Origin of the sequence: Mesorhizobium sp. IMUNJ 23232 (assembly GCF_044326205.1) — a bacterium.
Taxonomy (GTDB): domain Bacteria; phylum Pseudomonadota; class Alphaproteobacteria; order Rhizobiales; family Rhizobiaceae; genus Kumtagia.
In genome coordinates this window covers 1-25,263 of record NZ_JBIRCY010000085.1, presented here as the reverse complement: position 1 = coordinate 25,263, position 25,263 = coordinate 1, and the positions used below count along the sequence as shown (strand labels likewise).

The following is a 25,263-nucleotide window of genomic DNA, read 5'->3' as shown; positions in this document are numbered from 1 at the left end:
GCGCGGAGGCGCAAAAGAGACGGGGGCGCGAAACGTCCCGAAATCGCGTCAAAAGCTACGTCTCTTGGGCCTACATTACATGCTGAACCCTGCTAAGTCACGGAAATGTCGAGGCTATTCCGAGACGATTGAGACGGCACAGTTGAGGGAGAACTAGGTGGTGCAGCCATCAGTTTGGATAGAACGCGTCTCGACTAAAAATTCCCTGATAAACAGGGAAAAACAGGGAAATTTCGCGAAATTGTCAGATTTGGTGAACATTCGGCCGCGCGATTACCAGCATTTGCAATGGGTTAGCCAGCATTTTCCCTAGATTCAAAACAGGGAATTTATTCTAGTTATCAGGGAAGAATTTGTGAATAACAGGGAGCAGCTTTTGGGCATCGCTATATGCCTTCACCCTACTTTCGTGTTCACGTCGAGACGTCTTAAAAGGACCCTGAGGTCCGGCCGAACCGATTGCGAACGAATGCGAGAGCGCCAACGGACGACAGGCCTGTATCGGGCTAAGTTTAGGCGACAAGCGGCCAGATTGGTGATGACCCATTACGGACGTCCCAGGAAAGCTTCGTTTGCCACGCTTCGCGATGGTGGCCGTTGCCAGTCAGCTTCTTCAGCCTGACGCCCGACGGCTGCAAAGCTTGCCAACGCCGCGATCTAGAAGATTGCATTACGGGCGACTCGGCAACAGCAGCTGACCTGTGACTGGCGATATAGGTCGTGTATTTCGCGGTGAAGAGCGCAGGCATCGGGTGCGTCCTTGGACCCCCATAGTCGCGCACCCGGCGCCAGACCTTCCTCATAACATTGGCCACCAATGGACATGACCAACGAGTGAAACAACGCAGGTCCAATCGCAGTCCTCATCGGCGAAAGGATGGTACTGGGCACGGACTTGTGCGCCACTGCGGCCCGCGCGCCCTAATAAGCTTGAATCGGCCATTTTGAGGAAACGCCGGCACAATCTCGGCGAAGCGAAGGGAACATGTTCGTGCCAATGGGATTTGTGGAGCGCCCCTGATGGGGAGTTCATAACCCAAGGAGTTATATCATGGCCAATCAAGGTGGAAGCCGCGACCAGCACGTGAAGGCCGGCCAGCAGAGCCACAAGAACGACGACAGCAAGCAGCAGGGTGCCGAAGGCGGCAGCGGCGGCCAGCAGGGTAGCGGGCAACGTGGTGGTCAGCAAGGCGGGAGCGAGCGCGGCGGTTCCGGAAACTTCGCCAATGACCGCGAGAAGGCCTCGGAAGCCGGCCGCAAGGGTGGCAAGTCCTAAACAATCCGCCCCGCCGCGCAAGCGGCGGGGCTAACACATAAGGCGAGGCCCATGCCAAGACCCCAGACTCCTGCCGGAGACAGAGACGCTATCCAGAAGGGCCTGACTGGTGACAAAATCCAGGGGTTTGACCCTGCGGCCGCGCCGCTGGAGACCGATGCCGAAGCGGCGGGCACGGCCCAGCCGGTGGACCCAGTTCGTCCTGCTCTGGCCGAAGTCGAACAGCCTAACGCATCCTCGCACGATACCGCCATGCGAGGCTTCGAAGCAAAGCCCCAGCAATCGGGATTTACCGGGACCCTCTGGGTGATGCTGGCCTTTGCCTTGGTTGCGTTCCTCGTGGTCCTGGGATTTGCCTTGTTTGGGGGCTAATGGTATCTGCCGGCTCGACCAACTCTCCGTTAGCCGGTCGCCAACCAGCCCAGCCAATTGCCAAAGCGTCCAAGCGGTCGCCCTCCAGCCAGTCGGCCCACCCGAGGGCATGCAGCCAGCCTTCGCGCCGCGAGCTCGTGTTGGGGAATCGGGTCGCTTGGCCCGCTATCAAGGCTGCCGACCAATATCTCCGCCTCTCAGCAGCTCTAAAATTATTACGGAAATTCGCCATGCCAATCCCTGAATTCGGCGAACTTGCCCTGGGCAGCGCCGTCGATCAGTACATTGCGAGCCGGCTGGGTAGTAAGTGGCCGGTATCCCTCAATGATGCCGTCAGGGCGGTGCGCCTAATGTCCAAGGCGCCTGATGTCACCGATGACGAGCTTGGCGCTCTAATCGCCGCGGTTGCCGTGTCGAAGGGACACAATGTGATCTTCGACCTGCACAGAAGCGTTCAAGCCAGTGCCGGTTGGGCTATGCTGGCAGGGTAGGGGCCTCTTCGTTGGACCACGGCCGAGGCCGATCGCTCTCCGAGGTCTTCGACCAGCCGGTTGCGCGCCCGGCTGAGCTTGCTCTTGATAGTCCCGATTTCGCAGCCGCAGATCTCGGCTGCCTCGATATAGGATACCCCCAAGATTGCGACGAGGCAGACGACTTCCCTCTGCGAAGCCGGCAACCGCTCCATCGCTCGCTGCACTTCTCCCCCTGACAACGTCCATTCTTGACTTGCTTCGACGGTGAGCCTGCGGCCCACGTCGTCCTCGACGCTCGTGCATTCGCGTTTTTCGCGCTTGCAGCCAGTGTAGAAGGCATTGCGCATGATCGTAAACAGCCAAGAGCGCATGCTGGTGCCGGGATTAAACTGGTCGATCGCAGCAAGCCCTTTGAGCAGGGTTTCCTGTACAAGGTCGTCTGCCCGGTCGGCGCGTGGGTCGAAGGTCCGGGCGAAGGCCCTGAGGGCGGGAATTGTGTCGACCAGTAGGCGATCGTGGCAGGCAGGGTGGGGGGGATGGGTCAATGAAAAGCCTCCGTCTGGAAAGGCCAATGTGCCGAGATGGGGGTCGTTCCGACCTGAGGCTTAGAAGGAACAAATAAAAGTCCAAGGTCATAACCTATGTTAAGGCTCGGACCTCTTTCACTTTCATATGTTAGTGTTAACGCGTCAGGTCCTAGGATACCGGTCGCGAAGGGAGGCGGTCGGGAGTTTCGCAGCTCGAGCCAGGTGACGCACAGTCCGCGCCTGGCTTTCGGTCCGCACCACTGGACTGGCAAGCGGTCAATAGGAACACCACGGCGAGTATAGCGGACAGACGGCAGGGCGTCATGGTCGTCACCGTTACCAGGGGGTGAAGTCTATATCCGGCGTTATCCGTCGGCAGTAGGCGCAGACTATATCGATGGTCGCCTGCACATCGTCGAGGCACATGACCTCGGAAGGCGTGTGCATGTAGCGCAGTGGCACGGACAGGATGCCGGTGGCGACCCCGCCGCGGCTTGTCTGCAAGAGCCGCGCATCGGTGGGGCTGGCCTTGCCCTCCGCCACTGGCTGGGTGGCGATACCCACATCGTCGGCCGCCTCCCGGAGAAGCCGCCACACCACCGGGTTGGTGTTCGGTCCTTGCCAGATGCCGGGGCCTCGGCCGAGATCGAGCCGGCCGGCGTCTTCGTTGCGGGCTCGCGGGTAGTCGGTAGCTACGCCCATGTCCACCACCAGCCCGGTTCTGGGGGCAATATTGAATGCCGCAGTCTGCGCGCCGCGTGAGCCGATTTCCTCCTGCACGGTTCCCAGGATGTTCACCCCAACGTCGGGATGGACGCCGCCCTCGGCCGTCAGGGTGCGCAAGACCTCGGCTGCGATAAACAGCCCGGCCTTATTGTCGAAACCGCGACCCGTAACCTGGCTGCCACGCAGATGGGTAAAGTCGGTCTGCACGGTGACCGCGTCACCGACTCCCACGACGGCCTCCGCCTCCTCGCGGGACGTAGCGCCTATATCGATCCACAAGTCCTTGAGTGTGGGCACTTGCGTTGAATCGGCCGGATTGAACGTCTGGATCGCCTTGCGCCCGATGACGCCAGATACGGTTTCGCGTCCATGCACCATCACGCGTTGCCCGATCTCGGTCGCAACGTCCGTACCGCCGATCGCGCTAAAGAACAGGAAGCCGTTTTCGTCGATGTAGTGGACGATAAAGCCGATTTCATCCATGTGACCGGCATACATGATGCGGACCTTGGCCTCCGGATGGATGATTGCCGAGACATTGCCAAGGGTATCGGTGGTGATGCCGTCCGCAAACTTGCCGATGTAATCACGGTAGAGGCGGGCGACAGGTTGCTCAAAACCGCTCGGCGATGGCGCGGCCACGATCGATTTCAGGAAATCTAGGGACTGGTCGCGCATAGGGTTCTCGTCACAGGCTGTCGCCGAACCTCGTTCCTCGACCGATGTTCCTTACCACTAGGATTTCTGTCACTGGAGATCGCCGCGACGGCTTACCAGGTCGGCAAACCGCAGCTCGACCACCACCCGCTTATCACTCGCGCTGTCACTCAGCGTCCAGCCGCTGCGGTCGATGCCCTTCAGCACGCCCTCGCTCATGAATTCCCGCGCGGCTCGCGCGGCTTCCTTGCGCGCTGCCTCGTCGTCTGCCAGCTCAACCTCGTCCAGGATCTCTTCGGCGAACCCTTCGCGGAATGCAAAGCAGTAGGCTGGCATGTTCCGGCATTCTCCATTGGGATCAGCGCTCTCGGCGTTCAAGGTCTAGGTACGTTGGGTCAAACTCCGAGAGTTGCTGCAACGCCGCGAAATTGAGTATCTGAACCGCGTCACCACGCCATGTGATCAGGTTCGCGCGCCGCAGTTGCTGCAGGCCGCGGTTGACGTGCACCACGGAGAGGCCCATGGCATCACCGAGCTCCGCCTGGCTCATCGGCAGCCGGAATGCCTTTCCGTCGCTCTTATCGATGACCCGAAGCCGCAGCGCCATTTCGCAGAGAAAGTGGCCGAGCTGTTCCACCGAGGATAGACGCCCCGAGGCGACAAGCCATTGGCGGTAGATGGCGGCGTCGATTGCCGTCAGCATCCACAGCAGCCGTGACAGGTGCCCGTGATTTTCGGTAACCTGCCGGAGCAGGTTGTGCGGCACCAGCGCTACCTCACAGGTGTTGAGTGCGGTGACGCTGTGGTCCATCCGGGACAGTAGAAGACTGTGCAGGTCAACGAAGTCGCCGGGAACATGCACCGCAGTGATGCGCCGGCGCCCATCTGCCACCAGGTTAACGCGTGCCGAATACCCGCTTACCATGAGGCAGCTATGGGTGGGCGAACTACCTTGTTTCACGATGTCGGTTTTTGCATCGAAAGTCCGGCGTTTAGCCGTCATCTCGGCGATAAGGCCGCGCTCAAGCGTGGAAAGAGCGTCGCGTTGCGTGAGGTTAAGAACAAATTCGTCCATTAGTTCGGCGATATATCGTCATGGGGTTGCAGGCGATAAACGGCCCATCCCGCCACCGCGACAGCTATCAGACGCAACATGCAGCTCGTCCTTTCATCTTCAAACTTCGATGACGCCAAGCGGTTCCACGGCTGCCCCCGCCAAGAACGAAAACCCCCGGCAAGCCGGAGGCATCAGCGATGTAATGCTCACGAACCGATCTGGGAGGCATCCCGTGCATAGATTGACAGCGAAATGCGGACTGAATGTGAGATGCCGTTTCACGGGGAGGCCGCGCGTTCAGGTACCGCGGCGAATTCCCCATCACGAAGCCGAGTTCGGGACAAATTGCCCCGAGGTCGCAAAGGCCGAAGGCAACCTCCAGGTCTTCTCGGATCGAGCTCTGTCGACAGCCGGTAGTGTCTCAATTTGAAATTATGAATTGATCGGGGCGCCATTGTAGCGCTTACATTTCGGCCAACGAATACCGTCGCCGGGACACAGGTCAAAGATGGCTTGCGGCAGGAGGGCAACGCCACGAACGGTATATCCTCAAGCACCGGTATCAGAGCTGCTGGCCGCTACCGGCTTGGATTCGGGCGAGCCCTTGTGGCGCAGGAAGATCGACAGCACCACGAGAACCACTGCCTGGCTGCTGGTCGAACAACTCTTTGTTGAACACGGCCCGTCCGCTCAGAACCATGCCGCCCACACTCACGAGAAACATTGATGGTGAGGGCGAGCGTCAGCCCGTTGTCGCGGACGAAGCGTTGCATTGCATCAAACTTCCCTGAGGCGTTTGGCAAACGGTCTATGGTTCGGCGAGTTCCGTAGGCTACGTTAGCGCAACCTCTCGCCTCCAAACCGGATGCGGAACAGCGGCCCGAAGTTGTCCTCGATTTCCATGATCCAGTCCGAGCCTACGGGCAACGTACCGTCGATAGCGGCGATCATTTCGCCGCAAGCACGCGTAGCCTCGCTCCACGCCGTGGCCTCGTCCGCCAGTTCAATGCCATCCATATCGCGGAATGTTTGAAGGCCTTGGATAGTGTGGAAATAATAGCGGGTCATCGGTTCGAACATTGGATTCTTCATGGTGTTCCCTGCGGACTGCTGAAAATTCAATGTCGCTCTCGGCGAACTTATAGCTCTCCGGCTTCAACAATTCGACCTGTTCGGTAAACCGCCTGTGGTAGAAGGTCATCATCGTGTCATGGGCGTCGTCAGCCGAACTGCACAGCGCGTCCTCCACGAGGATCAACCGATAACCGCGGTCGATGGCGCCAAGCGCTGTCGCCAGCACGCATACGTCGGTCTCGCCGCCGGTGATGACGAGCGTATCGATGCCGGACGGCCGTAACAGCGCGTCCAGATGACCCTCAGTCCACGGCGAATAGACTCTTTTATCCAGCGTACGCCCGGGCGGCACGTATCGGCGCAGCGCGGGGATCAAGTTGCAGAGGTCGGGGTTGATTTCCGACAGGGTCATTCCGGCCCAGCGTGTGTAATAGCGAGCCCATGCGCCGGTGCCCGCGCCGGGTTGGTCCGCCGGAATGAAGCGCGTAAATAAGTTGGAAGGGCCGAAGCGTTCGCACACGTTGGCGATTGCCGGGAGAACCCGTTGCATCCACGGCACCGCCCACGGAGAGCCCGGGCCGAACAGACCCTGCATGTCGACGCAGACATGCAGGCAGTTGGGCCCAAGCGGCCCGTGGGCCAGTCCAGCGCAGCCATGGCAGTCACCTCACGTTTGATGGGGCAAACAACCGGGGAGCGGCCATGTTCCCAGAGCTGGGGGGACAGATGGACAGGTTACAGTTTCGATCGCCGGTAGGCCGGAGGAGTAAGTCGCCGGCGGCCTTACACATGAGCGGAGTCCCATCGTCGCCGCGGGTGCGCTTGTGGCGCCGCCCGCCTTTGCGGTCACGCGTACGGCAAGCATCCAACCCGTCGATTACCCGCCCCCTATGAGGTCAAAGGAGAATTCGCCACGGCGCCGTTCATATGCAAGGGCTCGCAGTCCTTGACGCCCGCTCGGCCATTTTTCCCCAACGACAGGCATGTTGCCTAGTGTTCGGAAACGATCGTCTTACGGGATAGAGTGCACAACCTCATATCTCGATTTTCGCATTGTCGCCGATATCAGGCTTTGCACCAGTTATGGCTGTCATAACAATTTTTTGCCATGGCGGCTATTTTGCCAGGGCTGTCCCAGAGCTTTCCTTCATCCGGCGTGAAAGTGGTGAGGCGGATGTCCGGATCGTCAGAGCTATCCCACCACGCCCTATCGGGGCTTTCCCAAAGCCTCCTAATCTTGGCGCGATTCGTTCGACGACCGCCCGATCCGGAGACCGTCACATATTTTTAGTTGCTGTTATCGCTCCGTGCCAACGTACTCTGGATAGCGATCCAACTGGTCATTTTTGGCGCCGCCCCGGAATACTTCCAAAGTGTGCGAAGCGCTGCTCCGATGGCCTGAAAAAAAAGCGAGGAACATACGCCAACGTGCGTGGTTGGGCAGGGTCACTCCCTCGAGCTACGGACCAAGATCATGTTTCTTCGCGTCGACAAGCTACAGATCGAGATTCCTCCGCCCCTACGCGCCGACCCGAACGCCGGTGCCGCCCTGCAAGAGCTTCTCGGCGGCAAGTACGGCGAGATGTCGACTCTGGGGAATTACCTGTTCCAAAGCTTTAACTTTCGCAGCAAGGCCAAGCTGAAGCCGTTCTATGGGTTGGTCGCCGCCATCACCGCCGAGGAGCTTGGGCATGTCGAGCTCGTGAGCAATGGCGTTGCCATGCTCAACAACGGCCCGGACCTAGAAGGCGCAGATGAACAAGATGGCGGCGACATATCCGGTGCGCCTTACGACGCGATGAAAGACGTCCGCCTCGCAAGCGCATTCTATTCCAACGCTGGCGGCGCGGTCCCGGCCAATAGCAATGGCGCTTCCTGGAACATGGATTTCGTCACAACCACCGGTAATGTCATCGTCGACCTGCTGCACAACTTCCATCTCGAGTGTGGCGCCCGCCTGCACAAGCTGCGGGTATATGAGTCCCTGACTGATCCGACCGGCCGAGAAATCTGCGGCTATCTGCTGGTCCGAGGGTCGGTACATGCGCACTCTTATGCGCTCGCAATCAAGAACCTGACCGGCGTTGAAATCGAGAAGATGCTGCCGACGCCGAACATCTACCTCGGCAACATCCCGGAATGCCAAAAGTATCTCGACGAAGGGTCGCATCGCCGGCTCTACACCTTCAGTCCTGACGACTACAAGGAGATTGCGGGCATATGGGGCCAGGGCGAGACCGCTCTCCCAGGTGACCCTCCGGGCGAACTGGAGGTCATCGAAGGCATGCCCGACGGCGGCAAGATTCACCAACTCACCGGCGTTCCGTCTGCGTTCACGCCGGACTATGACCCTCAGGAAATGATGGAAATCGCCGCCAAGCTCTACAAGGCTTCGCGCTGAGCCATCCCTATTTCGCAGACTTCCTTCGAGCCGTTTTAGCGGTTCCCCCGAAAGGCCAAGAGATGCCCATCAAAACCATGAACGACCTGTTTCTCCACACGTTGGAGGACATTTATTTCGCCGAGAACCAAATCCTCAATGCGCTTCCGAAAATGTCAGCTGCCGCCACGGCTCCGGAGCTTGCTGAGGCTTTCGACACCCACTTGGCCGAAACTGAGACCCATGTCGCACGCCTGAAGCAAGTGTTCGATTTCCTCGGCGAAGCAGCGGCCGGCACGGAGTGCCCTGCGATCGAGGGGATCATCGAGGAGGCTGAAGAACTCATCGAGGAGATCGAGGATGAGAACACCCTCGACGCGGCTCTTATTGCAGCGGCCCAAGCGGTCGAGCATTACGAGATCACGCGATACGGCACGCTAGTTGCGTGGGCCGGCGAGCTCGGGCACGACAACGTCGCCGAGCTCCTCACCGAAACCCTCGACGAAGAACACGCGGCCGACGCGAAGCTTGATGCTCTGGGCGAAACCCGGATTAACGCTGCCGCGGTCAAGAGTGGCGAAGCCACCAGCCTTGGAGAGGAATAATCCCATGACGGACACCTCTCATACTGCACACACCGGCCGGTTACCGGAACTGGACGCGATGGAACCGTCTATGCGGCGCGCGAGTTGGGGCGCCATTTTTGCAGGCGTTGTCGTCGCCCTCGTCGTGCATGTGCTGTTAACGATGTTGGGTGCGGGTATTGGCATTGCCACGATTGACGTCAGGGCTAACGATACTCCGCAAGCGTCTACGTTTTCCATCGCTGCTGGCATCTGGTATATGATCTCCGGCATTGTAGCCGCGTTCCTGGGCGGCTATATGGCATCAAGGCTCGCCGGCAGGATATCGCCTACTACCGGGGCATTGCACGGGCTGACTACCTGGGCCCTCACCACGCTGCTAGTTCTTTATTTCCTCACCAGCACGGTTGGGGCACTGGTCGGGGGTGCATTCAGCGGAATCGCGAGCGTGGTTGCCGGGGCTGGTCAGACAATCGCTCAAACCGCGGCACCGATCATTGCCAACTCCAACCCTTTTGAAATGATGGAGTCCCGTTTGCGTGCGTCGGGCAGGGACCCAGAGGCGCTCAACGCGGCGGCTGTCAATGCTATGCGCAACCTCGTGATGGGAGATGCCTCGGGAGCGGATGAGGCGCGCTCACAAGCGGCCCAAGCTCTGGCTGCTGCCCGTGGCATTCCGCTCGATCAGGCTACCACGCAAGTGGCGGAGATGGAAAAGCAATACAGAGACCAAGTCGAAGCCGCGAAGCAACAAGCCGCGGCGGCGGCCGATGCCACCGCCACCGTGGTTTCCACGAGTGCGATTTCGGCGTTCATCGCCTTGTTGCTTGGCGCAGTCGCAAGCTGGTTCGGCGGCCGTGCCGGCGTCATGCATCCCGTTTACGCAGACCGGGTCATTCCGGCCCGGCGGCCCTATGGCGACGAAACGTAACCGGTACTTTCGGTGATCCCGCTGGGCGGGAATACGAAGATGGGTGGCGTAACCAGCTACCTTGAAAGACAGGCCAGTTCAAATCAACGGAGAAACCAAAATGGCAACTTCTACGAAGTCCACCAAATCCGCATCCACCCGGAAATCGCCCTCGTCATCGCCGACGAAGAAGTCCTCGCGAGCCTCGAGCAAGGGACTGGAAGACCTCTTCCTCGACGGACTGAAGGACATCTACTACGCCGAAAAGAAAATCCTGAAGGCGCTGCCGAAGCTGGCGAAGGGTGCTGACTCGGAGGAGGCGAGCGCAGCGTTCGAAAAGCACCGGCTCGAGACCGAAGGGCAGGTTGATCGCCTAGAGCAGATATTCGAAAGCATGGATTTACCCGCACGAGGCAAGACCTGCCCGGCGATCGACGGCATCCTTGAAGAAGGGTCGGAAATTCTTGAAGAGTATGGCGGCTCGCCGGCCCTCGATGCGGGGTTGATCGCCGCCGCGCAGGCCGTTGAACACTACGAAATCGCCCGATACGGCACGCTTATTACTTGGGCAGGCCTGCTCGGCCGAACCGACGCCGCCGAGCTCCTCTCGGCAACTTTGGAGGAAGAAAAGGCTACCGACGAGGCGTTGACTGCGTTGGGCGAGAGCGGTGTCAATGAACGCGCTGTCGAAGAGCAGGACGAAGCCGCATGAGGCGAAATTTTGGGGCGGCTCCTTCGGGTCGCCCCCCATTTACCTCGTCCCACGCGGCCTAACGCCAGAGCAGGCCACCAAGTTATCTACGCGCGCGCCCTCCGCGGGGTCGCGGCGATGCATTTGCTGCTTCTGGAACATTGCTCGTTGCAGCAGAGAAGGTCGGCCGCGTTGCCCGGGATTGAGATCGATCCTATTGATTGCGACACCGCAGTCCGCCGTTGGCAAGCCTTTGCCAAGGACGATGCGGTCCTCGCTGGCAGGGGCGAAACCTTCGCACATGTCGAGACGCGCCGAGTGGATGGCCCCGCTCTTCAACCGCACGACTTGAAGCGCCTGCTGGCTGCCGTCGACCTTTCCGGCAACCAGCCACAAAAGCGCAGTCCTTGGTTCCGCCCCGCTGACGCTTCAGGGACGCGCACGGCGCCGGTCGGGCCGATCACGACGTGCCCTTCAGTGCGCGGATCACCGCCGCGATCGTCCTGGCGTCGGCCCCACGATCAACCCGCATGGCGACACCGTCAATCTCAAGTTCGATCACGCCGGCATCATAAGCGGCTTTCCGTTTCCGCTGCTTCGCCGGCCGCATTGCCGGCTCCGACTTCGGCTCTGCGAACCACCGCCGGAACAAACAGCGGTTCCGGTCCTGCCGGTTCTGCCGACGGCAGACGGGCGGCTCGACGCCAGGCGAACAGTTGCTGCGGGGATAGTGCATATCGGCGAGCCACCGCGCACGCTCTCGGCGGTCTCGTAGCTTGCCGCCACGATCCGCGCCTACTCCTCCGGCAGCCACTCTCGTCGCCGACCCGCGCCGGTGAAGAGCTCCAGCCGACGGACCGGCTCCTCGTCCCTGGATTTAAGCCTAAGCTCTGAAATCGTCATGTGTCGAAGCCTTCAAAGGCTCCGAACATCGCGGCTTACCGCCACCCGCGAAAGGTGCGGTCGGAACAGCGGTCTGATGTCCGCTGTCAAGGTTTCGAGCGTAGGAGGTCGCCCGTTCCGAGGAACGGCTGCTCATTCTGATGATCGCACATAGGTGGAGGCGGAACGGAAGGACGTCGGTGATCAAGCTCTGATGCGCGGGTTGGCTACCGCATTCCCGATTGTGCGTCCGGGGCTGTTCCTATCTTACTGCGGGCGTCGGCCATGTTGCCGGCCACAAAGCGTCTGACGGGCATTCCCCTGCCGTGGTCCCGCCTCCGCCTATGCGCGAGATGAAGGCCGTCGCAGCGGTCTACGACCTGATCGCGTGCGCCTCCCTTGCAACGGCCCACATGAAGCCGACCAGCTCTCGGGCGATCGCTGTGCAAACCACCGTTGTCTTCTTGCCCCGCCCGCTCAACATCCGATATCGGGTCGTCAGCCGGGTCTGCGCCTTCCAGGCGATCTCTCGCACCTTTGGCGATGCTTGCTCCAGACGGTATAGCTTCTTGGCGCCGACCCTCGGCGGATGCCTGTAGGTCCAGGCGCTCTCGACCAGCATATGGCGGACGCGGCCGTTCCCGGCCTTGGTGATGCCGCCCCGTCTGACTGTCTCGCCGGTCGATCGTTCTCCGGGGACGAGGCCGAGATATCCCATGAGTTGACGCGGGCTCTCGAACCGCTGCACGTCGCCAACTTCGGTGGCGAATGTTACGGCGACGATCAGCTCTACGCCGCGCAGTGTCTGCAGCGCCCGCACGATCGGCGCCAATGACCAGGCCGGAACGAACTCTTCGATTACACGCTCCAGCCGCTCGACGCGCTCTTTCGAGACGCGGACCGCTTCGACCATTTCCTGAAGCGCGATCTGATGCGCGGGGTGATCGAAGGGTTGCTCCTGCAGCCAGCGTAGATAGCGCATTGTCCAGCCCTTTTTGCGGGGATAGACACACCCGTGTTTGAGCATGAAGGCGCTCACATGCTGTCGGTGGACACGAAGCGTCTCGACCGCAGCCGCTCGGGCGCGGACGAGATCCCGCATGGCCTCGTGACCTTCATCGGGAACCCACACAGCCGTTAGTTCGCCGGCGCGCAGCAGGCGAGCCAACGCAAGGGCATCCCGCCGGTTTGTCTTCACCCGATCGCCAGGCTTCCTCGGGATCAGCGACGGGGCGACCACCATACATTCGTGGCCGAGCGATCGGATCAGCCGATAGAGACCATAACCAGTCGGCCCGGCCTCGTAGCAGAAATGGACTCGATCGAACCTGCCGGCGATCCGCTGAATAACGCTGCGCATGCTCTGGTCCGACGCGTCGACCTCGCCGAAAAAGCGAACTTCTCCCTCCCGGCCGGAATCCGCAATCGCGATAGCGTTCCTCAGCTTCGCGACATCGATCCCGACAAATGCTTCTCTATAATCTGCCACGGCTCGTCCTCCTGCCATGAGGATCGGCTCGGCCAGCCCGAGCAACCCTCGGACGCGCAGTGTAGGGCGAGCCACCTCACCGACAGAGCCGGACATACGGTCTTACGCCTGAACCATAGCTGGGGTCGGTCAAGGATGCCCTGGACCACAAAGCATACATTGGCAGGAGACGGTTAACCCGCAATCGCCACTCAACCGCCATGGCTTCGCGAGAAATGCGGGATTCTGTTGCCTTCACAGCGATCGCTTAGGGCACAACTGTCCAGCGAACCCACGAGCGCGGTCCTGAATTTTCGATACGACGGGTAGCACTGCAAGAGGGGGAACTGGTCCGCTGAATAGGTAACCTTGAGCCTGAGTGCAGCCCTTCTCACGTATCCTTGCAAGCTGTTGAGCGGTTTCCACGCCCTCCGCTGTTATGTCGACGCCAAGCGTTAGACCTAGCTGCGCAATGCACTCGACGATCGCCTGCGACTCTACGCGGGAATCGATGTCAGAGACAAACGACCGATCGATCTTGATCTTACTAAATGGGAATTTTTGCACATAAGCGAGCGACGAGTAGCCCGTGCCAAAATCATCCAGAGCTATTCGGACTCCCATTTCGTGCAGATTGTGGAGCGCTGCCAAGTTGGCTGCGCTGTCGTTTAGCAAAACAGATTCAGTTATCTCCAATTCCAGCCGCTTAGCACAGAGCCCAGCATCGGCAAGTGCCGACTTCACTTCATGAAGCAGAGCCTCATTCTTGAATTGCAGAGGTGAAAGATTGATTGAGACGGATATGGAAGGTGGCCAGTTCACAGCTTCCGCGCATGCGCGTTTGATGACCCAGTTGCCGAGTGCGTCGATAAGCCCAACATCTTCCGCCAGCGAGATGAAATGGGTTGGCGAAATCACTCCCCGTTGTGGATGCCGCCATCTCACTAGCGCTTCCAAACTGGAAACTCTGTTCCTGTGCAGATCGACGATTGGTTGATAAAGCAATTCGAACTCGTCGTTTTCGATTGCCTTGGTCAACTCCGTCATTGTTGTCTCGCGAGCGAGAAGCTCTGCCTGCATCCTAGGCTCAAACGTTCGAACCGAACCCCGGCCTGCTGCTTTGGCTTCATAAAGTGCGATATCGGCTTGCTTTATCAACTCGTTCGCTGAAATGGCTTTTCCATCGCTTTTCGCCACACCGATACTCACACCAGCGGAAAGCAATCGATCCGCTAGGCGAATGCTATCAGTGAGCATGTCGACAATGTCCTTAGCAATGCGCTCAGGATTGGCCTCCTTGGACAAAAGAACAGCAAACTCGTCGCCTCCCATTCTGGCCACGACCTGCGCAGAGCGCATGCACACTCGAAGCCGGCGAGCGATCTCAATGAGCAACTCATCACCCACAGGATGTCCATGGCTGTCGTTGATCCTTTTGAAGTCGTCGAGGTCGAGCCAGAGTATTGCCACATCGCCACCTTGACCCAACTCCGCGCTAAGTCTGTTTAGGAAAACGGCGCGGTTACTCAGCCCTGTGAGCGGATCATGATGGGCGAGGAACTCTAGGTCCAACGATGTCTTGCGTTGCTCGGTCTCATCGCGAAAGAAGACGGACAACTGATCTCCGCTTGGATAGGCATGGACCCTTACCCAGATGCCAGCCTCACTTACGTATTCGTCGAAAGTTACAGGGCGTTGTATCTCGAAAGCCCTTTCGTAATGTGTTCGAAAACTGGCTTTGGCAGATTCCGGGTATAGCTCCCACAGATTGTCGCCAAGTTTGAAATCGGCGACGGCGCTGATTAGGCGTCTTGCCTGCTGGTTGACATATAATATCTGCCACTCGCGATTCATAACGAGCACGCTGTCGGTCGTGCTTTCCAGGACCTTAGCCAACTCCTCCTTGCTTGCATCAGCTTCGTCTCGAAGGTCGCGTTCAACGAGCAAACCCCAATGCTGACGCAGGCCCAGCGAGAGCGAAAAAAGTATCGCTGGCGGAAAGATCCAAAGAAAAATGGGGCCGAAGGAAGCCAGACCGGGAGCGCTTGAAGCCCCTAGGATCAAAAGTATAGCCGCCGCGGGAATAAAGGCTTCAGCAAGTTGCTGATTCCGCGAAGTTGTAATTGTTACACCGGCGGAGTTTCGGGCGTGTTGCAGGTGTTCGATGGCGCCCCACACAATAAACAGAAATGCAAGTATCCAAAGTCCGTCAAAGAATCGTCCCACGACGTATTGGGCACCCATGAGGTCGAGGGCATAGTAAGTGTCGGCTGCTCCTTGTGTAAGCAGTCCTGCGAGCAGAAGGCCAACGCTGAACCTACGCCTCGGATCAGCGTACAGAAAGAAGCAGAACGTTGCGAAAGCGGCGGATCCGCCCCAGACAGTTGGATAGAGGTACGCGATAAAAGTCGCCATCCCGGGCAACTCGGAACTCCGCATGGTCGGCAGAAGAACCAGGAAAGTGGCGATAGCAATGGCAGACTGGGAAACCACAAAAGTGCAAATTTGAAGCCGCGTAATCAACCTGTCGGTGGCACTATAGTGGAAGGTTCCGAGAAGAAAGAAAAAGCACGTTCCGAAATAAGCCACGTCCGCCCAGCCCGGGAATGGATCTTGAATTCCGCTGCTGTCGACGAATTGCCAAATCAAGGTTCCGACAGCCCACAAGACACTCGCTAATGCAAAGTCTCCAAACGCCTTTCTGTCGTGAAGTTTGGACTTCCAAGCTGCCAGAGTGCATATGAGAGCTGAGGCGAGCGGTACCCCCACCCACCAGGCAAGGGCCCAATCCTCCCGTGTACTTTGGGGCATTTCGAGGTGGACGGGAGCAAGCTGGAAAATTCCATAAAGGCCCAACACAACGCTAGCCAGCCCTGCTCGCCCTAGCCAAACGTTGCGAGGCGCCGGAGAGGATTTCGATGATTTCATGTGGGGGATTTTATCGGCAGCACACGAGCAGACTTCAACCATCGTGACACCTTTGTGGGCGCGACTGCGGCGCTGGTGCTTCTATATTCCGGCTTGTTTCTCCGGACTTATTGCGGGGCACATTGGCCCGTCTGAAGCCAAGAATGGCTTTGTTACGGTGCAGTCTGAGACGTTAACAAACCACCAAGTTGCGTCTGCAAATTTCGCCATGCTCAGCGTAGGTCCAAGCCACCTACGCCCTAGCAAACGCCAGATCATCGGTGAACGATTGCCGGAACGGATGACCAATTTCAGCGGTCGGATGGCGCTGATGGCGCATGACACGGATCTGCGGAGCCAACGGCACCGCCGCGAATAGACCGGGCATGACCAGAACTGCCAAGGGCTTTTCCTCGCCCTACCATTTGTTGAAGCGGTCCCGGCATATCCCTGGGAGCTGCCGTTCGCTTAAGCAGTCTCTCAGTCTGCGGCGGGGTAGGGCCGCGCTTCGATTTGAACGCACCCTGCGCCGGCCATGTGTTCCAAGACACCCGCATGCCCCCTCTCAGGCCATGGGCCTGCAGGCATTTTCACTTAACTCAAACGGCTGCAAAGTCACGCGGCTGAGGCAGCCTCATCAATGGCGGCCATGACCGCCTCCGGGGCAGTCTGATGTACCATGTGGCCAACTCCCGGCACGCAATAAAAGGTACTGCGGGGCAGTTCGGCATGCAGCCGCGCGGACTGACCCCTAGTATCGATAAGCCGGTCCTGTTCCCCAGCAACGATGGTGACGCCCATTTTGAGTTCGGTGTACCGATCAATCGCCGCCATGGCCCCGGGGATCATCAGAGCACTTTCCGCTGCGCTGGCGCGAATCTGCGAAGGACGGAATGTCATCTCCTTGGGGAAGCCTTCCTCAAACTTCTCAGGCACAGGCGCCGGTCCGAAAATCTTGCGCATAAGCAAAGGCCATGCGACACGGGCAAGCAGTGGCGAGATAGTATAACGGATCACGTCTCCAATCACCGGGATAGCTGGACCAGATAGGGTCACCACGTCCCCACGCACCGTCGGGAAATAGTACCCTGAGGCCAGCACGAGGCTTGTCACCCTGTCCGGATAGGCCAGCGCCAGAGCGACCGCGACCGAACACCCCCACGAGTGCCCGACTATTATAGCCTTGGCTATCCCGATCTTCCGCAGTGCGGCTTCGATCAGCTCGGCTTGTGCTTGAGCTGTCCAGATAACGTTGCGCGGCCGACCGCTATGTCCATACCCGGGCCGGTCAAACGCGATCACATGATACGTTTTCGATGCCATCGTGATGAGGCCGCTGGAGCCAAAATCCTGTATCATGCTGCCATTTCCATGCAGAAAGACGAGAGGGTCGCCACTGCCTCGCTCCACATAGTGCAGACGCACGCCGTCGATATCCACGAACTTTCCCTGAGGAGGGTTCTGGCGCTCCGCCTTACGCGATAGTCGGTGATTGGCGTAGGCGGCGACAGCAAGCGCAATCGAGCCGGCTACAGCACCGGCAATGTAGAGGCTCGCTCCGGTAGTAGGAACGATACCGGGTTTTTTCATCCATCCGCCAGATCTGCGATTGGCACGCGGGGTAACGGAACGATGATTGGTCATAAAGTGCACCTACAGTTTGGCATGCAAGACAATGCGGAATCAACCGACTCATGTTGCAGAGCGATATCAACCGCTCGACGCGGTGTTCGTTCCATAAGTCAGGAGCCTGGCGAACGAAGGATAGGGCCACCGAAAGCGCAGGCGGCCCGTGGTGCCGATAAAGAACCCGACGTCGCCTTCTGTCTGGACGAGATGTCAAAATCTATCGACCTGTTGCCGAATGCCGACATCAGCACCGCCCTGCTTGAAGCCGCGGACACAATGCGCACGCTGCGCATCTTACTAGGTATTCGGCGGCGGGAACTGGAGCTGGAATGAGAGCCTTCCGCATGATGCGGGCTTCCCGCTCGAGCGAAGACCAGTTGAAGCCCAAGTCGCATGGGGATGCGAGCCTGATCCTCGCTGATGCCGGTGTGTCGTGCACCGCGTTCGCCTAAAGAATTGATCTAGCGCAACATGGTCATGTGGCAGTTTGCTACATTTATTATCCGCCGGTGGGGCCGAAGAGGGTGGCCCTGCGGGGCGTAAAGCCGCAGCGTAAGGGCCGCCCTCTTTGTTTGATATCTCCAGGGGGTCGTCATGGGCTTGGGATGACGACATGGACGATACCGACCGTCTGGACAACGCTAGCGATGCCCATGCCTCATCGCACTTACAGCGCTTTCGCGACCTACGCAGAACAATGATAGAAACGCGGGCGATCCTGCTTGCCCGCGGACCGAACAACGCCACCGCACAGAATCGCTGGCCAAGGAAGCAACTGCGTTCATCAGGGATCGTGCCCGCGCAGCCGTCCTCGCCAAGCGATTGGCCGTAACCATCAGCTTCCACCATACGGTGGCGGCAATGAACAATGAGACTGTCGGCCCTTGCCGAGATGCGATGAGTATCCTCGACGAGATAGAGGGCGGAAGCGTCTAGCTCGTTCAGGCAATCGCTGCGATGTTGCGCGTGCCATATCGCGAGGTTCTCGCCGTGTTGCAGGGTTACTCTACATCATCGTGAAGGCTGGGGAGCGGAGACGCGACAATTAGGAAGCGGTGTTTGAAATGGATGACAACCTGAAAGACTTTCGCGACCGTCAACGTGTGGCCGGCGATCGGGAGCATGAAGTACGCTATTTCGCGATAGAAGCCGGGATCAGCGTTGAGCAAGTGCACCTGCTAATCGAACAGTTCGGCAACGATCGCGAAGTTCTAACGCCCGAAGCGAGAAGGCTTGGATCGTGATGATTGACGGGACAACGCGTCGTGGGTGATCCTCGAATGAAGTCGCGCTTGTTATTGCTGGCGTGATGGCTGCTTCGAAAATCGGTGCGTTGGTGGTTTTACCAGCTATCGGAAACCGCGATGATTTTTGGTGAGGTGGATGCGGAACCCTCCTTTCCTGTTGGCAGTTCCTCCGCTTGTCGGAGCGCGGCATGCCAAGGTTCTATTTCGACGTGTTTGACGGCGATCAAATTACTCGCGATGAGATCGGCATTGATTTCCCCGATGAAGACGAAGCCGCTAAGCAGGCCATGGCCGCTCTTTCGGATATCGTACACGATGGCTTGCCGGGCGGCCCGCAGGGCGAATTCTGGGTGAAGGTTCGGGACGAAAGCGGCGCCTACATCTTCGCCGCCGAGCTGAAATTCAAGGCCGACTGGCTATGAAGCCGCTAGACCCGTTCGAAAGCTGGGAGCCCGAGGCGTATTGTCTGCCCACCAGCGAATGCAGTGGCGGAACTTTCGAGTTCGAAATCGGCCAGGCGAACTTGCCTGCCAATCTGGACGACGCGCACTAACCAAGATCCAATAGCGTCGACCATTTGGACATTGTTCGGTTCACAAATGGGAAATTCTGAGCTGAGGCCCATGGCTTCGCCTCCGTATGGGGCGAAAGCGTCTGTAGGCTCTTCCAAGTGCCGGCGCCCGTGCAATTGGCCGGCAACTCACGCATCAAATACCCTTCTCAGGGCAGGCGCAATAAACAATGACACATAGGCGGAAATATCAGCGAGCAGCCTTTAGCAGACCTGCCTCGCGAACGAGCGACGACCAGCTCCAACCCAGCATTGCGATCAGCTCTCTAGCTTGCTGCTCACTTATGCCCGTGTCTCGGACCAGGCGCTGAACAAGGGCCGCGCGCCCGTCACGCTCTTCTGCCAACCGCAATCTCCAATCGTGTCTTAAGCACAAGTGCACCCTGTTCGTAACCATCCAATGCCGAGACGATCACGCTTTGGAACGAGTAGAGCCCGCCGCATATGAGGGACAACATGACGGGCTTCCGTGCACAGCGGCGCGATCGCAGCTCGCGGTGTGGGCAAAGCTGCAACTGCGGCGCCTTCTATCTGCTCAGATCACCGTCGCAGCCGCATGTGTTTCCTCAAAAACTCATAGATTTGTTGATTTTACGGTGGCGAACGGGCGGCTTTTCAGATTTCCGCGTTGCGATCCGGGCCGGTGTGGCGTTAAGTAAACACACATATTCATAAGTAGTGTCAACGTTGACGGAGGTTGAAAATTTGCGCAGGGTGGGATTTTGGCAGCACATATTTGCTATAGGTGTCAACTAAACAGTCATGCTTGCGAGATTGGCAAATTTTATGGTATAGTTCGCTTCGAAGCGAAGGATCACCGCCATGCGCCATGATGTCAGCACCCTTGTCTACCTGCCAATCGCCGCTCTGAAGCCATTCCCAGGCAATCCTCGGCAACACAGTCCAAAGCAGAAACGTCAGGTCGCAGCCAGCATAAAACGCTTCGGCTTCAAGGTGCCCGTGCTCATCAGCGATGACAATGTCATTTTGGCGGGGCATTGTCGTGTCGAGGCCGCTAGATTGCTCGGTTGGGAAAAGGTTCCCTGCGTCAGGGCAGGTTCTATGACAGAGGCTGAGAAGAAGGCCTTCATTGTAGCCGATAACCAACTCGCCACGCTGTCAACATTCGATAGCGAGCTGCTGAGCATTGTTTTTTCCGAGCTGACTGTGGCCAGCGAGATTGATGTGGCTGTGACCGGTTTCTCTCAAGGGGAGGTGGAGGCAATCATCGAGATCGGAGGAAACCGTTTCGACAGCGAGACGCGAGACGATGCCGTTGCTCCCTTGTCCGGGCGAACGGTTCCGGTGACACAGCCTGGAGATATCTGGACCCTGGGTGATCATCGCTTGATATGTGGCGATGCGCGTAACGCGGATGTCTACTCTTCCTTGCTGGGGACGGGCGGGGTCGTCGAGACGGCCGAATTGGTCGTAAGCGATCCGCCCTTCAACGTGCGTATAGACGGTCACGTCGGAGGGCTGGGCAAAATCAAGCACCGGGAGTTCGCTATGGCATCCGGCGAGATGTCGCCCATCGAATTCAAGGGGTTTCTTCGCACGGTGCTTGTCCAGGTAGCAGCCGTCAGCAAGGAAGGGAGCCTGCATTTTTTGTTCATGGACTGGCGCCATGGACGCGACCTCCAGGACGTCGGCGAGGAGGTTTTTGGCGAGCTGAAGAACCTCATTGTTTGGGTCAAGGATCAAGGCGGAATGGGATCGTTTTATCGATCCCAGCATGAGTTGATCTATGTGTTTAAGCTCGGCAGCGCGCCACACATCAACACGTTCGAACTGGGGCAGCATGGCCGAGCGCGGACAAACGTCTGGACGTATCGCGGTGTAAACACAGGAACCAAACAGGCGCGCGAAGAGCTTGCCATGCACCCGACGGTAAAGCCAGTCGCAATGATTGCCGATGCAATGCGCGACTGCTCGCGGCGTGGCGGAATTGTGCTGGATGTATTTGCCGGCTCCGGCACAGTCCTGATCGCCGCGCAGAAGGTTGGACGCAAGGCAAGGGCGATCGAGATAGATCCAATCTATTGCGACACGGCGGTTCGCCGATGGCAAGCTTATGCCAAGGACGATGCGGTCTTGGCTGCAACCGGCGAGACATTTTCTGAAGTCGAGCTCCGCCGGCAAAGCGAGACGGCCGTAGCCAATCACGAGGCATTTGGCACACCATCGGTCTCGGAGCCACTGGGCAAGGACGCGAAAATCCGAAGCCCGTGGTCGCAGCCGCCGGAACCGTCCATTGGAGAGGATAGACCATGATCGATTCCGATTGCGAGCCGGTCGAAGAAGCGCCGGCAGAAGAAGATGCGGCGGAAGAGGGCGCCCGGGGTACCGACTACCAGGTCGGTTACGCACGGCCTCCAGTCTCAACACGGTTTCAACCAGGACAGACCGGCAATCCGAAAGGCCGTCCCAAAAAGAACGAGAGCCACGCCGCGATCGTGAAGCGGGTTCTGAACGAGCGCATCAAAATCAAAGAGAATGGACGGGTGAGGCGTGTGACCAAACAGGAAGCGCTTATTCGAACAAACGTGGCAAACGGCCTCAAAGGTGATGTTAGAGCGTTTAGGGAGGCTTTTAGCCAGGCACGCGATGCGGGAATGACCGTGGCTGAAAGTGACGTCGGAGCTCAAACCGAGCACCTGATCGACGACGACCGTGAGATCATGGAAAGATATGGCCGAAAGTAATGGTCGAGGACCTGGAGACATTGCTTCCACCAACGTGCCCTCGGAGGTCCGCATCTATGAAGCGATCTTGCGAAACAATCTGGCCGCTTTCACGCAACGCGCCTTCCGTGAGCTCTCCCCGGCAGCCAAGTTTACCCACAACTGGCACCTGGAAGCCATCGCTTGGCATCTCCAGCAAGTCGCAGAAGGACGATCCCGGCGACTGCTGATTACCCTGCCACCCCGCAGTCTGAAATCAACCTACGCCTCGGTCGCGTTTCCTGCGTATTTGCTCGGCCGCAATCCAAACATGCGTGTTGTCTGCATAAGCTATGCGTCCGACCTTCTGGTCCAACACGCAAACGCCTGCCGCCGTCTGCTCCGAGCTCCGTGGTATCGACGACTATTCCCGTCAACGGTTATTGACGGTCGAAAGGACACCGAGACGGAAAGCTGGACGACCCGAAGCGGATATCGGTTGGCGACGACGATTGGAGGATCGCTGACCGGTCGCGGTGGCGATGTCTTTATCATCGACGATCCCATGAAGGCCCAGGATGCTGCGTCGGAAGCCGGCCGCAAGCGCGTCAACATCTGGTTTGACGAGACACTGAATTCTCGCCTGGATGACAAGCAGGCAGGCTCGATAATCATCGTGATGCAGCGGCTGCATGAGGACGACCTTGCAGGTCATGTGCTATCGCGAGGCGAGTGGACGCATCTCAATTTGCCCGCGGTAGCCGAGGACGTGAAGACGATCCAAACCGGCTCCGGGTCGTTTCACGTCAGGCAGGTTGGTGACTTGCTCCACCCGGAACGTGAACCCCAAACCATCCTCGACGAGTTGCGACGATCTCTCGGATCAATTGCGTTTTCGGCACAGTACCAACAGGCGCCCGTTCCGGCAGGGGGCAACATGATCCCCTGGGGTTGGTTTGTCGCCTACGAGCAACCACCGGATCGAAGTTATGGTGACAGGATCATTCAAAGCTGGGACACCGCCTCGAAGGCAACCGAACTCTCGGATTACTCGGTCGGCGTCACCGCGGTGGTTTCGAACGGAATGGTCTGGATCCTGGACGTCCACAGGGAAAGGCTCGAATATCCAGCTCTTCGCAAGATCATCGTCCGCAAACGACAGGAATGGCGAGCTGACCTGGTTCTGATCGAGGATAAGGGGTCGGGTCAAAGCCTCGTTCAGGATCTTCGGCATGACCGCATCCCGGTTCGCGCCATCCTTCCGGACGGCGACAAGCAGGTGCGCATGAGCGCCTGTTCCTCGCTCATTGAGGCAGGCGCTGTGCACGTTCCGATAAAGGCAAGCTGGCTGCAGGATTTCAAGTCGGAGATGCTGGCATTTCCGGTCGGCAAAAACGACGATCAGGCTGACGCTCTCTCGCAGCTCCTCAACTATGTGAAGTTCCCACCCTATGCATACAATATAGACGCTTTGGCCGGATAGGAATGGTGCGCACACTTTGTAACGGTAGCCGAGCTGCCGGACTTGACAGCACCCGTTCAGTTTTAAATGGACGGTAGAGGAAGGGCCAAGGGGGGCAGGAAGGTCAGGCACTCGGTCGCTCGTGCGGCAAATCAGATGCGTCGGGCACCATCATCGCCTTCGCCGACCTGCCCAAGAACCGTCACGGACCCAGCCGACGTTTCCTCGGTCCGCACATCTTCGACCGGGTCTGCATGGCCAATGGCATCGAGCATCGACTGACCCAGCCTTACCACCCCTGGACAAACGGACAGGCCGAACGGATGAACCGCACCGTCAAGGATGCGACCATCAAGGCTTCCATCACGACGACATCGACAGCCTCAAAGCCCATGTCCTGGCATTCGTCGCCGCCTACAACCTCGCCAAGCACCTCAAGGCCCTGAGATGGAAAACACCCTATCAGGTGATCTGCGAAGCATGGACAAAGGACCCGTCAATCTTCAAGATCAACCCGCACCATCTCATTGCGGGACCACACACCTAATGTGTGCGAGCCACCACAAGGTCTGCGGCCCTTCGGAAAAACCGCCAAAATACTCGCCGTCATTGATATACCGGGGAGAAGGCCCCACCATCACCAGTCCTGTGAACATATCCGGAGCCTTGATCGAGGCGAGGGCGCCGATCATGGCGCTGACCGAATGTCCGACCACCACTGCACCCTGCAACCCGAGTTCCGCACCGATTTCTACGATATCGTCTGCGTATCCCTGGAGAAACGAGTATTTGGATGGCACGTAGGCCGATATATCAGATCCGCCTGCGCCCACGTGATCGAACAAGACCACTTTGAATTTGTCCTCGAAAGCCGGCGCAACCAGCCGCCACATATGTTGATCACAGCCGAAGCCGTGGGCAAAGACCAGGGCGCGCTCGCCGTGGCCCCACACGTGGACGTTGTTGCGCGATAAGGCAGCCAATTGATTACCCATTTTCGGTAACCACTAGGCTACGCAACGCCCGAGGTCATTGCATTTCATCAGGTGGTTCTCCTGCCCGTTCAGGATGTTGCTCGATTAGGCCTTTCACCTCGGCGATGAGCGCTTCTTCGTCATAAGGCTTTGGAATGAAGCGTCCGTCGTCCGGCAGGTCGGCGGAGCCGAGCTCCGCCTTTCCTGAGGTCACAACGAGAAGCACGTGCGGCCACCTGCGGTGCACCTCATGCGCTAGGTCGAGGCCGTCCAGCTCGCCAGGCATGTTCACGTCGGTGAACAAAAGCCTGATGCCCGGGTACTCTTCCAGTCGCTTGAGGGCCTCGTCGGCATTGGATGCCTCGATTACCGAAAACCCTTTTTCCTCCAAGAGATCGGAGGCGTAAAGCCTCAGCATCATCTCGTCGTCGACGACGAGGACATCGGGCTTTTTATCGTCCGCACTTTCGGTCATGCCCCTCAATGCATGGGAGCATAGAAGGTTCAGGAAGCTGCAAGGGCGACGACGTTCCCCATGCATGCATTGCGTACAGCTCGCGTTCATCGACCAGCAGGTCAGCGGCGACGCGTGAAGGTAAGGCCGCCCTCACTCGTCCTCAAAGCATTCCATCGATGCGCGCCGCCACGAGATTGGCAGTGGTGACCGTCTCCACTTGCATGCCGAAGCGGCTCTCGTAGATGGCCAGCATGGCGTCGTGCGTGGAGTCCGCTC

General features: G+C 58.7%; 27 protein-coding genes and 3 pseudogenes. 15 read left to right on the top strand and 15 right to left on the bottom strand.

The annotated features are described in order from the left end of the window. Positions 1-1,051 precede the first annotated feature (1,051 nt). From ACH196_RS34540 to ACH196_RS34530, 3 genes are all read left to right on the top strand, one after another. Positions 1,052-1,276, top strand: coding sequence for a KGG domain-containing protein (locus tag ACH196_RS34540; protein WP_396651369.1), 225 nt, complete (start codon positions 1,052-1,054; stop codon positions 1,274-1,276). Between the two features lie 51 nt (positions 1,277-1,327). Further along, positions 1,328-1,648 carry a hypothetical protein gene (locus ACH196_RS34535; RefSeq protein WP_396651368.1) on the top strand — a complete coding sequence of 107 codons (321 nt, stop codon included), beginning with the start codon at positions 1,328-1,330 and terminating at the stop codon, positions 1,646-1,648. 230 nt (positions 1,649-1,878) lie between these two features. After that, entirely contained in the window at positions 1,879-2,139 is a 261-nt protein-coding gene (locus tag ACH196_RS34530) for a hypothetical protein (protein ID WP_396651367.1), read from the top strand. Here the strand turns inward: ACH196_RS34530 and ACH196_RS34525 are convergent. The 8 genes and pseudogenes from ACH196_RS34525 to ACH196_RS34490 all read right to left on the bottom strand — a co-directional run bounded on the left by ACH196_RS34525 (position 2,103) and on the right by ACH196_RS34490 (position 7,443). Then, positions 2,103-2,666, bottom strand: a complete 564-nt coding sequence (locus tag ACH196_RS34525) for a sigma-70 family RNA polymerase sigma factor (RefSeq protein WP_396651366.1) — start codon at positions 2,664-2,666, stop codon at positions 2,103-2,105. The two genes, ACH196_RS34530 and ACH196_RS34525, sit on opposite strands and share 37 nt — an antisense overlap. A gap of 318 nt (positions 2,667-2,984) precedes the next feature. After that, the gene (locus tag ACH196_RS34520; protein ID WP_396651365.1) at positions 2,985-4,052 is read right to left on the bottom strand and encodes a M20/M25/M40 family metallo-hydrolase; all 1,068 of its coding nucleotides are present in this window, start codon (positions 4,050-4,052) and stop codon (positions 2,985-2,987) included. Between the two features lie 69 nt (positions 4,053-4,121). Further along, positions 4,122-4,367, bottom strand: a complete 246-nt coding sequence (locus ACH196_RS34515) for a DUF6894 family protein (RefSeq protein WP_396651364.1) — start codon at positions 4,365-4,367, stop codon at positions 4,122-4,124. Positions 4,368-4,389: 22 nt separating this feature from the next. Beyond that, positions 4,390-5,106 (bottom strand): Crp/Fnr family transcriptional regulator, encoded by a 717-nt coding sequence (locus tag ACH196_RS34510; protein WP_396651363.1) that lies wholly within the window; start codon positions 5,104-5,106, stop codon positions 4,390-4,392. A 531-nt stretch (positions 5,107-5,637) separates the two neighbouring features. Further along, positions 5,638-5,727: pseudogene (locus tag ACH196_RS34505) on the bottom strand (DUF6766 family protein); the annotation flags it as partial. Positions 5,728-5,925: 198 nt separating this feature from the next. Further along, the gene (locus tag ACH196_RS34500; RefSeq protein ID WP_396651362.1) at positions 5,926-6,105 is read right to left on the bottom strand and encodes a DUF6894 family protein; all 180 of its coding nucleotides are present in this window, start codon (positions 6,103-6,105) and stop codon (positions 5,926-5,928) included. Beyond that, complete coding sequence (locus ACH196_RS34495) at positions 6,092-6,775, bottom strand: cysteine hydrolase family protein (protein WP_396651371.1); 684 nt, start codon at positions 6,773-6,775, stop codon at positions 6,092-6,094. Before ACH196_RS34495 ends, ACH196_RS34500 begins: the two co-directional genes overlap by 14 nt. Positions 6,776-7,227: 452 nt before the next feature. Then, the gene (locus ACH196_RS34490) at positions 7,228-7,443 is read right to left on the bottom strand and encodes a pyridoxamine 5'-phosphate oxidase family protein (protein WP_396651361.1); all 216 of its coding nucleotides are present in this window, start codon (positions 7,441-7,443) and stop codon (positions 7,228-7,230) included. A 193-nt stretch (positions 7,444-7,636) separates the two neighbouring features. Between ACH196_RS34490 and ACH196_RS34485 the strand changes: the two genes are divergently transcribed. The 4 genes from ACH196_RS34485 (at position 7,637) to ACH196_RS34470 (ending at position 10,748) form a co-directional block, all read left to right on the top strand. Then, a complete protein-coding gene (locus tag ACH196_RS34485) occupies positions 7,637-8,563 on the top strand; it encodes a manganese catalase family protein (protein ID WP_349009479.1) in 927 nt (308 codons plus the stop codon). Between the two features lie 62 nt (positions 8,564-8,625). Further along, positions 8,626-9,147, top strand: coding sequence for a DUF892 family protein (locus tag ACH196_RS34480; protein WP_349009478.1), 522 nt, complete (start codon positions 8,626-8,628; stop codon positions 9,145-9,147). Between the two features lie 4 nt (positions 9,148-9,151). Then, on the top strand, positions 9,152-10,057 hold the full coding sequence (locus tag ACH196_RS34475; RefSeq protein ID WP_396651360.1) for a PhnA-like protein: 906 nt from the start codon (positions 9,152-9,154) through the stop codon (positions 10,055-10,057). A gap of 100 nt (positions 10,058-10,157) precedes the next feature. After that, on the top strand, positions 10,158-10,748 hold the full coding sequence (locus ACH196_RS34470; protein WP_396651359.1) for a ferritin-like domain-containing protein: 591 nt from the start codon (positions 10,158-10,160) through the stop codon (positions 10,746-10,748). 439 nt (positions 10,749-11,187) lie between these two features. On the opposite strand, the gene ACH196_RS34465 is transcribed toward ACH196_RS34470, so the two are convergent. From ACH196_RS34465 to ACH196_RS34445, 5 genes are all read right to left on the bottom strand, one after another. Continuing rightward, the gene (locus ACH196_RS34465; protein WP_396651358.1) at positions 11,188-11,337 is read right to left on the bottom strand and encodes a hypothetical protein; all 150 of its coding nucleotides are present in this window, start codon (positions 11,335-11,337) and stop codon (positions 11,188-11,190) included. A gap of 645 nt (positions 11,338-11,982) precedes the next feature. Continuing rightward, complete coding sequence (locus tag ACH196_RS34460) at positions 11,983-13,116, bottom strand: IS110 family transposase (RefSeq protein ID WP_396651370.1); 1,134 nt, start codon at positions 13,114-13,116, stop codon at positions 11,983-11,985. A 216-nt stretch (positions 13,117-13,332) separates the two neighbouring features. Beyond that, entirely contained in the window at positions 13,333-16,005 is a 2,673-nt protein-coding gene (locus ACH196_RS34455; protein ID WP_396651357.1) for a putative bifunctional diguanylate cyclase/phosphodiesterase, read from the bottom strand. A 232-nt stretch (positions 16,006-16,237) separates the two neighbouring features. After that, the gene (locus ACH196_RS34450; RefSeq protein ID WP_396651356.1) at positions 16,238-16,387 is read right to left on the bottom strand and encodes a hypothetical protein; all 150 of its coding nucleotides are present in this window, start codon (positions 16,385-16,387) and stop codon (positions 16,238-16,240) included. 212 nt (positions 16,388-16,599) lie between these two features. Beyond that, positions 16,600-17,628 (bottom strand): alpha/beta fold hydrolase, encoded by a 1,029-nt coding sequence (locus ACH196_RS34445; protein ID WP_396651355.1) that lies wholly within the window; start codon positions 17,626-17,628, stop codon positions 16,600-16,602. On the opposite strand from ACH196_RS34445, the gene ACH196_RS34440 reads away from it, so the two are divergent. The 8 genes and pseudogenes from ACH196_RS34440 to ACH196_RS34405 form a co-directional block, all read left to right on the top strand. Beyond that, positions 17,617-17,946: a hypothetical protein gene (locus ACH196_RS34440; protein ID WP_396651354.1), complete on the top strand. Its 330-nt coding sequence runs from the start codon at positions 17,617-17,619 to the stop codon at positions 17,944-17,946. The two genes, ACH196_RS34445 and ACH196_RS34440, sit on opposite strands and share 12 nt — an antisense overlap. 280 nt (positions 17,947-18,226) lie before the next feature. Continuing rightward, positions 18,227-18,445: a hypothetical protein gene (locus ACH196_RS34435; RefSeq protein ID WP_396651353.1), complete on the top strand. Its 219-nt coding sequence runs from the start codon at positions 18,227-18,229 to the stop codon at positions 18,443-18,445. Between the two features lie 232 nt (positions 18,446-18,677). Then, positions 18,678-18,857, top strand: coding sequence for a DUF3606 domain-containing protein (locus ACH196_RS34430; RefSeq protein WP_396651352.1), 180 nt, complete (start codon positions 18,678-18,680; stop codon positions 18,855-18,857). A 191-nt stretch (positions 18,858-19,048) separates the two neighbouring features. Further along, a complete protein-coding gene (locus tag ACH196_RS34425) occupies positions 19,049-19,282 on the top strand; it encodes a DUF6894 family protein (RefSeq protein ID WP_396651351.1) in 234 nt (77 codons plus the stop codon). A 971-nt stretch (positions 19,283-20,253) separates the two neighbouring features. Then, complete coding sequence (locus tag ACH196_RS34420) at positions 20,254-21,705, top strand: site-specific DNA-methyltransferase (RefSeq protein ID WP_396651350.1); 1,452 nt, start codon at positions 20,254-20,256, stop codon at positions 21,703-21,705. Further along, positions 21,702-22,136, top strand: coding sequence for a DUF5681 domain-containing protein (locus tag ACH196_RS34415; RefSeq protein WP_396651349.1), 435 nt, complete (start codon positions 21,702-21,704; stop codon positions 22,134-22,136). Before ACH196_RS34420 ends, ACH196_RS34415 begins: the two co-directional genes overlap by 4 nt. Continuing rightward, positions 22,123-23,577, top strand: coding sequence for a phage terminase large subunit (terL, locus tag ACH196_RS34410; RefSeq protein ID WP_396651348.1), 1,455 nt, complete (start codon positions 22,123-22,125; stop codon positions 23,575-23,577). Before ACH196_RS34415 ends, terL begins: the two co-directional genes overlap by 14 nt. Positions 23,578-23,729: 152 nt before the next feature. Further along, positions 23,730-24,103: pseudogene (locus ACH196_RS34405) on the top strand (integrase core domain-containing protein); the annotation flags it as partial. Between the two features lie 34 nt (positions 24,104-24,137). On the opposite strand, the pseudogene ACH196_RS34400 reads toward ACH196_RS34405, so the two are convergent. After that, positions 24,138-24,551 (bottom strand): annotated as a pseudogene (locus tag ACH196_RS34400) (alpha/beta fold hydrolase); the annotation flags it as partial. A 34-nt stretch (positions 24,552-24,585) separates the two neighbouring features. Then, a complete protein-coding gene (locus tag ACH196_RS34395; RefSeq protein ID WP_396651347.1) occupies positions 24,586-25,005 on the bottom strand; it encodes a response regulator in 420 nt (139 codons plus the stop codon). Positions 25,006-25,263: the final 258 nt, after the last annotated feature.

What these genes read in the sequence shown, in the direction of transcription:
- ACH196_RS34445 (WP_396651355.1), bottom strand. Translation starts at nt 17,628, where the DNA reads ATGACCAATCATCGTTCCGTTACCCCGCGTGCCAATCGCAGATCTGGC.
- ACH196_RS34425 (WP_396651351.1), top strand. Translation starts at nt 19,049, where the DNA reads ATGCCAAGGTTCTATTTCGACGTGTTTGACGGCGATCAAATTACTCGC.
- ACH196_RS34480 (WP_349009478.1), top strand. Translation starts at nt 8,626, where the DNA reads ATGCCCATCAAAACCATGAACGACCTGTTTCTCCACACGTTGGAGGAC.
- ACH196_RS34440 (WP_396651354.1), top strand. Translation starts at nt 17,617, where the DNA reads ATGATTGGTCATAAAGTGCACCTACAGTTTGGCATGCAAGACAATGCG.
- ACH196_RS34435 (WP_396651353.1), top strand. Translation starts at nt 18,227, where the DNA reads ATGGACGATACCGACCGTCTGGACAACGCTAGCGATGCCCATGCCTCA.
- ACH196_RS34535 (WP_396651368.1), top strand. Translation starts at nt 1,328, where the DNA reads ATGCCAAGACCCCAGACTCCTGCCGGAGACAGAGACGCTATCCAGAAG.
- ACH196_RS34470 (WP_396651359.1), top strand. Translation starts at nt 10,158, where the DNA reads ATGGCAACTTCTACGAAGTCCACCAAATCCGCATCCACCCGGAAATCG.
- ACH196_RS34420 (WP_396651350.1), top strand. Translation starts at nt 20,254, where the DNA reads ATGCGCCATGATGTCAGCACCCTTGTCTACCTGCCAATCGCCGCTCTG.
- terL (WP_396651348.1), top strand. Translation starts at nt 22,123, where the DNA reads ATGGCCGAAAGTAATGGTCGAGGACCTGGAGACATTGCTTCCACCAAC.
- ACH196_RS34465 (WP_396651358.1), bottom strand. Translation starts at nt 11,337, where the DNA reads ATGCGGCCGGCGAAGCAGCGGAAACGGAAAGCCGCTTATGATGCCGGC.
- ACH196_RS34395 (WP_396651347.1), bottom strand. Translation starts at nt 25,005, where the DNA reads ATGACCGAAAGTGCGGACGATAAAAAGCCCGATGTCCTCGTCGTCGAC.
- ACH196_RS34455 (WP_396651357.1), bottom strand. Translation starts at nt 16,005, where the DNA reads ATGAAATCATCGAAATCCTCTCCGGCGCCTCGCAACGTTTGGCTAGGG.
- ACH196_RS34530 (WP_396651367.1), top strand. Translation starts at nt 1,879, where the DNA reads ATGCCAATCCCTGAATTCGGCGAACTTGCCCTGGGCAGCGCCGTCGAT.
- ACH196_RS34475 (WP_396651360.1), top strand. Translation starts at nt 9,152, where the DNA reads ATGACGGACACCTCTCATACTGCACACACCGGCCGGTTACCGGAACTG.
- ACH196_RS34515 (WP_396651364.1), bottom strand. Translation starts at nt 4,367, where the DNA reads ATGCCAGCCTACTGCTTTGCATTCCGCGAAGGGTTCGCCGAAGAGATC.
- ACH196_RS34485 (WP_349009479.1), top strand. Translation starts at nt 7,637, where the DNA reads ATGTTTCTTCGCGTCGACAAGCTACAGATCGAGATTCCTCCGCCCCTA.
- ACH196_RS34510 (WP_396651363.1), bottom strand. Translation starts at nt 5,106, where the DNA reads ATGGACGAATTTGTTCTTAACCTCACGCAACGCGACGCTCTTTCCACG.
- ACH196_RS34430 (WP_396651352.1), top strand. Translation starts at nt 18,678, where the DNA reads ATGGATGACAACCTGAAAGACTTTCGCGACCGTCAACGTGTGGCCGGC.
- ACH196_RS34460 (WP_396651370.1), bottom strand. Translation starts at nt 13,116, where the DNA reads ATGGCAGGAGGACGAGCCGTGGCAGATTATAGAGAAGCATTTGTCGGG.
- ACH196_RS34415 (WP_396651349.1), top strand. Translation starts at nt 21,702, where the DNA reads ATGATCGATTCCGATTGCGAGCCGGTCGAAGAAGCGCCGGCAGAAGAA.
- ACH196_RS34520 (WP_396651365.1), bottom strand. Translation starts at nt 4,052, where the DNA reads ATGCGCGACCAGTCCCTAGATTTCCTGAAATCGATCGTGGCCGCGCCA.
- ACH196_RS34540 (WP_396651369.1), top strand. Translation starts at nt 1,052, where the DNA reads ATGGCCAATCAAGGTGGAAGCCGCGACCAGCACGTGAAGGCCGGCCAG.
- ACH196_RS34500 (WP_396651362.1), bottom strand. Translation starts at nt 6,105, where the DNA reads ATGGATGGCATTGAACTGGCGGACGAGGCCACGGCGTGGAGCGAGGCT.